The sequence below is a fragment of the Micromonospora sp. NPDC051296 genome (assembly GCF_040682255.1).
In the GTDB taxonomy this organism is placed as follows: Bacteria; Actinomycetota; Actinomycetes; order Mycobacteriales; family Micromonosporaceae; genus Micromonospora; species Micromonospora craterilacus.
In genome coordinates, this window is sequence record NZ_JBFBAO010000455.1 from 1 (window position 1) to 4,815 (window position 4,815).

General features: G+C 67.9%; 6 protein-coding genes and 2 pseudogenes. 5 read left to right on the top strand and 3 right to left on the bottom strand.

The features are described 5' to 3' along the window. Positions 1-214: 214 nt before the first annotated feature. The 4 genes and pseudogenes from AB0M52_RS30640 to AB0M52_RS30655 all read left to right on the top strand — a co-directional run. Positions 215-439 (top strand): annotated as a pseudogene (locus AB0M52_RS30640) (reverse transcriptase N-terminal domain-containing protein); the annotation flags it as partial. 139 nt (positions 440-578) lie between these two features. Continuing rightward, positions 579-707, top strand: a pseudogene (locus AB0M52_RS30645) (hypothetical protein); the annotation flags it as partial. Continuing rightward, on the top strand, positions 708-1,166 hold the full coding sequence (locus tag AB0M52_RS30650) for a hypothetical protein (protein WP_363960934.1): 459 nt from the start codon (positions 708-710) through the stop codon (positions 1,164-1,166). A 193-nt stretch (positions 1,167-1,359) separates the two neighbouring features. Further along, a complete protein-coding gene (locus tag AB0M52_RS30655) occupies positions 1,360-1,830 on the top strand; it encodes a UPF0158 family protein (RefSeq protein WP_363960936.1) in 471 nt (156 codons plus the stop codon). 136 nt (positions 1,831-1,966) lie between these two features. Here AB0M52_RS30655 and AB0M52_RS30660 read toward each other — a convergent pair whose 3' ends face one another. After that, complete coding sequence (locus AB0M52_RS30660) at positions 1,967-2,209, bottom strand: hypothetical protein (protein ID WP_363960938.1); 243 nt, start codon at positions 2,207-2,209, stop codon at positions 1,967-1,969. A 378-nt stretch (positions 2,210-2,587) separates the two neighbouring features. Beyond that, entirely contained in the window at positions 2,588-3,496 is a 909-nt protein-coding gene (locus AB0M52_RS30665; RefSeq protein WP_363960940.1) for an alpha/beta fold hydrolase, read from the bottom strand. Positions 3,497-3,556: 60 nt separating this feature from the next. On the opposite strand from AB0M52_RS30665, the gene AB0M52_RS30670 reads away from it, so the two are divergent. After that, positions 3,557-4,117, top strand: coding sequence for a helix-turn-helix domain-containing protein (locus AB0M52_RS30670; RefSeq protein WP_363960942.1), 561 nt, complete (start codon positions 3,557-3,559; stop codon positions 4,115-4,117). 54 nt (positions 4,118-4,171) lie between these two features. Here AB0M52_RS30670 and AB0M52_RS30675 read toward each other — a convergent pair whose 3' ends face one another. After that, positions 4,172-4,456 (bottom strand): hypothetical protein, encoded by a 285-nt coding sequence (locus AB0M52_RS30675; protein ID WP_363960944.1) that lies wholly within the window; start codon positions 4,454-4,456, stop codon positions 4,172-4,174. Positions 4,457-4,815 lie beyond the last annotated feature (359 nt).

Below are 4,815 nucleotides of genomic sequence, written 5' to 3' on the forward strand. Positions count from 1 at the left end.
GATCGAGATCCAGGTGGTGCCGTTCGACTCCCCGGTGGCGCAGCGGTTGATCACTGCCGCGTTGGCCGACCTAAGTAGCACGAAACGACCTCCGGGGGGTCAATCCCAATCCGTCGTTAGGGGGTCAGTTCCAGTCCGCCGTTGACACAAGTTAGGCACTGCCTCGGTCGGGGTGGTGAACGGACCGGAGGACGAGATCCTTGCCTGGGACGCTGTGGATTGGCGTGCTTGTGAGGAGACCGTACGGCGCTTGCGGCAAAGGATCTTCACGGCGTCGCAGGTGGGGGACCTGAAACGGGTCCGGAATCTGCAGAAGTTGATGCTGCGGTCCCGAGCGAACACGCTGCTGGCGGTTCGTCGGGTCACGGAGGTCAACGCTGGACGTTTGACGGCGGGCGTGGACGGCCGGATCATCCTGGCCGGCCAGGACAAGGCTGATCTGGCGGCGCAGGTCCAACGCCGACAACGGCCTTGGCAGGCCCGCCCGGTCAAACGGGTGTATATCCCGAAAGCGGACGGCCGGCGTCGCCCGATGCGCGAACTACCTGCGCGAAGGCAAACCCGCCCAACGCGGTGCGCTGCTTCACGACGACGACTTCACCATCGTCGCGAAGTACCAGGCCGAGTACCGGGGCCTGGTCCAGTACTACCTGCTCGCCCAGGACGTGTTCCGCCTGGACACCCTGCGCTGGGTCATGGAGACCTCCATGCTCAAGACCCTCGCAGGAAAACACAGGTCCACCGTCACGAAGATGGCCCGCAAGTACAAGACGGTCATCGGCACCCCCGACGGGCCACGGACCTGTTTCCAGGTCACCGTCCCCCGGGACCGGGGCAGGAAGCCACTGGTCGCCCGTTTCGGTGGGATACCGCTCCGCCGCCAACGCGCAGCGGCCCTGACCGATATGTCACCGATCATGGCCAGCACCAAACGCAACGAACTGATCCACCGGCTGCTGGCCAGACGATGCGAGCTCTGCGAGTCCACCAACAGGTTGGAAGTCCATCACCTGCGGAAACTCGCCGACCTCAACCGCCGAGATCGGCCCGACAAACCCGCATGGGTGCACCTCATGGCCAAACGGCGCCGCAAGACCCTCGTGATCTGCCGGAACTGCCACGAGGACATCCACGCCGGTCGGACACGCACATCCACCCGGAACTGATCACTGGAGAGCCGTGTGTCAGGGAAACCGACCAGCACGGTTCGGGAAGAGGCCGACGGAAAAGGACCCACACCATGGGCACCTCGCCGGCGGCCCACTTCACTCTGAGGGGGCGGCGGCGCAGCAATGCGCCGTCGCTACCCGGCCCGGTCGCGGGTCGAAGCGCGGACAGGAGCGGGTTTATGGTGGCCGGATGCTTGACCTGGGCAGGCTAGACCTAGAGGAGATCGCCACTGCGCTCGAGGACCAGACCGACTACGAGCACCGATGGCTGATCAACCCGCGGACCGGCGAGATCGTGTTCTGGACGACGGACGGTGGCATCGACGGACACACGCCCGTCGACCTTGACGACCTCGACCTGGTCGGTATTGATCCGTTGCCTTCCTACGTCTGGTACCAGGACATGGCCGACTTTGCCGAGAGGATCAGTGACGCGGCGGCCGGCCGTAGACTCGCGCGAGCGATTCAGGGCAGGGGTGTCTTTCGGCGGTTCAAGAACGAGTTGCATGGGGAGTATCCGCACCTACTGCCAGCCTGGTACGCCTTCCGCGACGTGCGCGCAAAGCGACGGGCCGTTGAATGGCTGGTCGACAACTCGCTGGTCGACGACGAAACGGGCGAGCGTTTCGTGGCCGAGCATCCAGATCCCCACCTTCCCTGAGCTGGCGCCCGCGCCGCGCGACTTCCTGTACGCCGAACGCACGTAGCTGCCGCGAGCCGATCGCTCTGGGCGCGAAGCCCACACCGGCTTCTCGGCATGCGGACATGCCGACGAGCGAGCGGTGGTGGGCTTGCGATCAAGCAGCCCGGGTGTCGAGCAGTTCGGGCGATGGAAGCTCATCTGGATCCGTCTCCTCGACGCCGACCCACTCGATGCCGCCGAGGACTTCCCCCCGCTGGCGGTCCTCGATCGTGTATAGGAACAGACCGCCATGGGAGCCTCGAACACCCGCATTGACTCTTATGGCCATCCCGAGGCCGCGCCCGTGCTGGAAGTCGATGGACGGGCACCCGCAGCCGCACGTGCCGACGACGACCACTTCCCCCGCCTGGCGCCGCAGGGTTTCAAACGCCCTGGAATTCAACCGCCAGCAGCGCCTCAAGCACCGCTCGCTCTCGCTGAGTCAGCGGCCTCGCGTCCATGCCGATGATCGTCCCATCAGCGACGGCGGTCAGCATCGGCTATTGACGCGATCCGCTCGCCACGCTACGTGACGGCTCCGCCCGGCTGCTCGGCGTGCTGACATGCCGATGTGCGGATATTTGGCCAGGGCCCGGCGCTGTTCAGCGCGCCAGGCTCGCCGTTGTGAGCGTGGTGGCCCGGTCCAGCGGCGCGGTCCAGCCTTGCGGTCCCGGCTGCGGAAGCGTTGCGGCGGGTGTTGCGAGACGGGTGCCGGCATGGCGGGCTCGCGGGGCGTTCAGTTCGCGATACGGACCCGGGCCCACTCCGCGATGCGTGCGGTGACCCAGTCGTCGATCGGCCTGGTGAGCTGACCCCGGTACCGCCACAGTCCCGGCGGTCCGGGGTCCCGGCGTAGCAGGTGGGTGAGGTCGGTCGGCACTTCGCCGTCGAATGGGCCGGTGACGAGCCGGCCGATGCGTGCCACGTCGGCCGGGTCGACCTGGATGTCCTTGCTGCCGGTGATCGCCAGCACCGGCCGGTCGATGGCGGCCAGGTCCGGGCCTGAGTCGTGGGCCATGTACTCGCGCAGCCACCTGTCCGTCAGGCGCGAGCGTGGCATCCGGTCGTGCCGGTCGGTAGTGGACCTGCGGACCCGGTCGCGCTCGCGGGCCTGACGGCGCGCCAGTATCGGGCCTAACGGTCGCAGAGGCCGTGGCAGCGTGGTCGCGATCCGGTCGCTCTGCCAGGCCATCACTCGTTCGCCAGGCTGCGCGGCACCCGCGAGCAGCACATACCCGGCCGGCGGTGGAGCGGCCCGTACGAGGTTGGCCGCCAACACCGCTCCGGTCGAGTGCCCGACGACGAAGACCCGCTCCGGGTCCACCACAGGGTGGGCATGCAACGCAGCGAGGGCGGCTGCGGCGTCGCCACACTCGTCGTGGAAGCCGGTGCTCAGGTAGTCCCCGCCCGAGGCGCCAACGCCCCGCTTGTCGTAGCGCAGCAGGACGTAGCCGTGGTCGGCCAGTGCGACCGCGAGCGCCTGGCCCAGTCCCAGCGCCATCCCGGGCATAGCGGAGTTGCGGTCGATCGGGCCGGAGCCGTTGATGAGTAACGCGGACGGGTGGCGGCCGTCCCCGTCGGGCCGGGTGAGCGCGCCGGCCAACAGCGCTCCGGTGGCCGGGATCTCGACAGTCTGCTCCCGCAACGATCCGCCCTTCGTTCTCACTCCTGAGAATCATCGAAGTTCAAGCTAACATTCTCGATTGTGACAATCAACGCCCAGCCGGTGCGACCCAGCGCTGGAATCGTGGAGACCGTGCTCCATCCGGTCCGGTTGCGCATCGTGCACGCGCTCATGGACCGCGAGCTGACCGCCCGCCAGCTCAGCGCCGAACTCAGCGACATCCCGCAGGCCTCGCTCTACCGACATGTCGGGCGCCTGGTAGACGCGGGGGTGCTGCGAGTGACCCGCGAGGAGCGGGTACGCGGCGGCACGCAGCGCACGTACACGGTGGTGGAGTCCGCGGTCGCCCTCGGCCCCCGCGACCTCGACGCCGCCTCCCCCGCCGACCACCAGCGCTACTTCATCGCGTTCGTCGGCGCGCTGGTCGCCGGGTTCGAGCAGTACCTGCGAACCGCCGGCGCCGCCCCCACCCGCGACGGCGTGGCGTACCAGCAGATTCCGCTCTGGGTCACCCCGGCCGAGTCGCGCGAACTCGCCGCCACGATCACCAACCTGCTACGCCCCCTGCGCGCGCGAACGGGTGGCCGGCGGCGACGCCGGACGACGTTCGCGATGATCGTGCACCCCGACCCGGCCACCTAGCGCGCATCCGCTCATGCCGCTTCCCGCACGCTGGCCAGTCGGCGTCGCTACCGGTCAGTCGCTCTGCGGCACCGTGACGAAGCCCTCGGTCCACCTGTCTTCATCGAGGACGTAGGAGTCGATAAGAAAGCAGTCCGGCTCGTCGCGGAACCCCGGAAGCCTTCGTGCAGCTACGACGCGCTCGTCCGCCTTCTGCTGGCTCGAATAGACGCCAAGGATCTTCAGGTCGTCTCCGGCCTCCTCGTCCCAGACCAGCTCGCCGTCCTCGCCCGGATGCGCTGTGGGCCTGCCGTCGACGAAAGGCGCGTGCCGGACATGCCAGAGCAGGAATACGTCCACGGGTTGACCGTACGGCCTGTGCGATCATCACGACCCTCGGCCCGGCAGCCGGACCGGTGCACGCTTCTGCCGCCGTTTGCCGCACGTTCGGGTTCGGTTCGAGAGCCACTTCACTGCCGTGCCTCCGCCTGGTCGATGATGTGATCATGGCTGGCATCGTCGAGATCCACGTCCCGTTGACCCCGACTCCGGGTCTTGAGCCGGGCGTCTACCCGTTTCCCTGGATCGAGCAGGTCGAGGACTTCTTGGTCGACTTGGAAGATGAACGCCGCAACGCTGCGGACCACCACCACGACCTACGACAGCGCCGGCCGGGCGTACGAGACCAGTGTGGCAGTGGCGTCCGGGCTCGGCGCCGC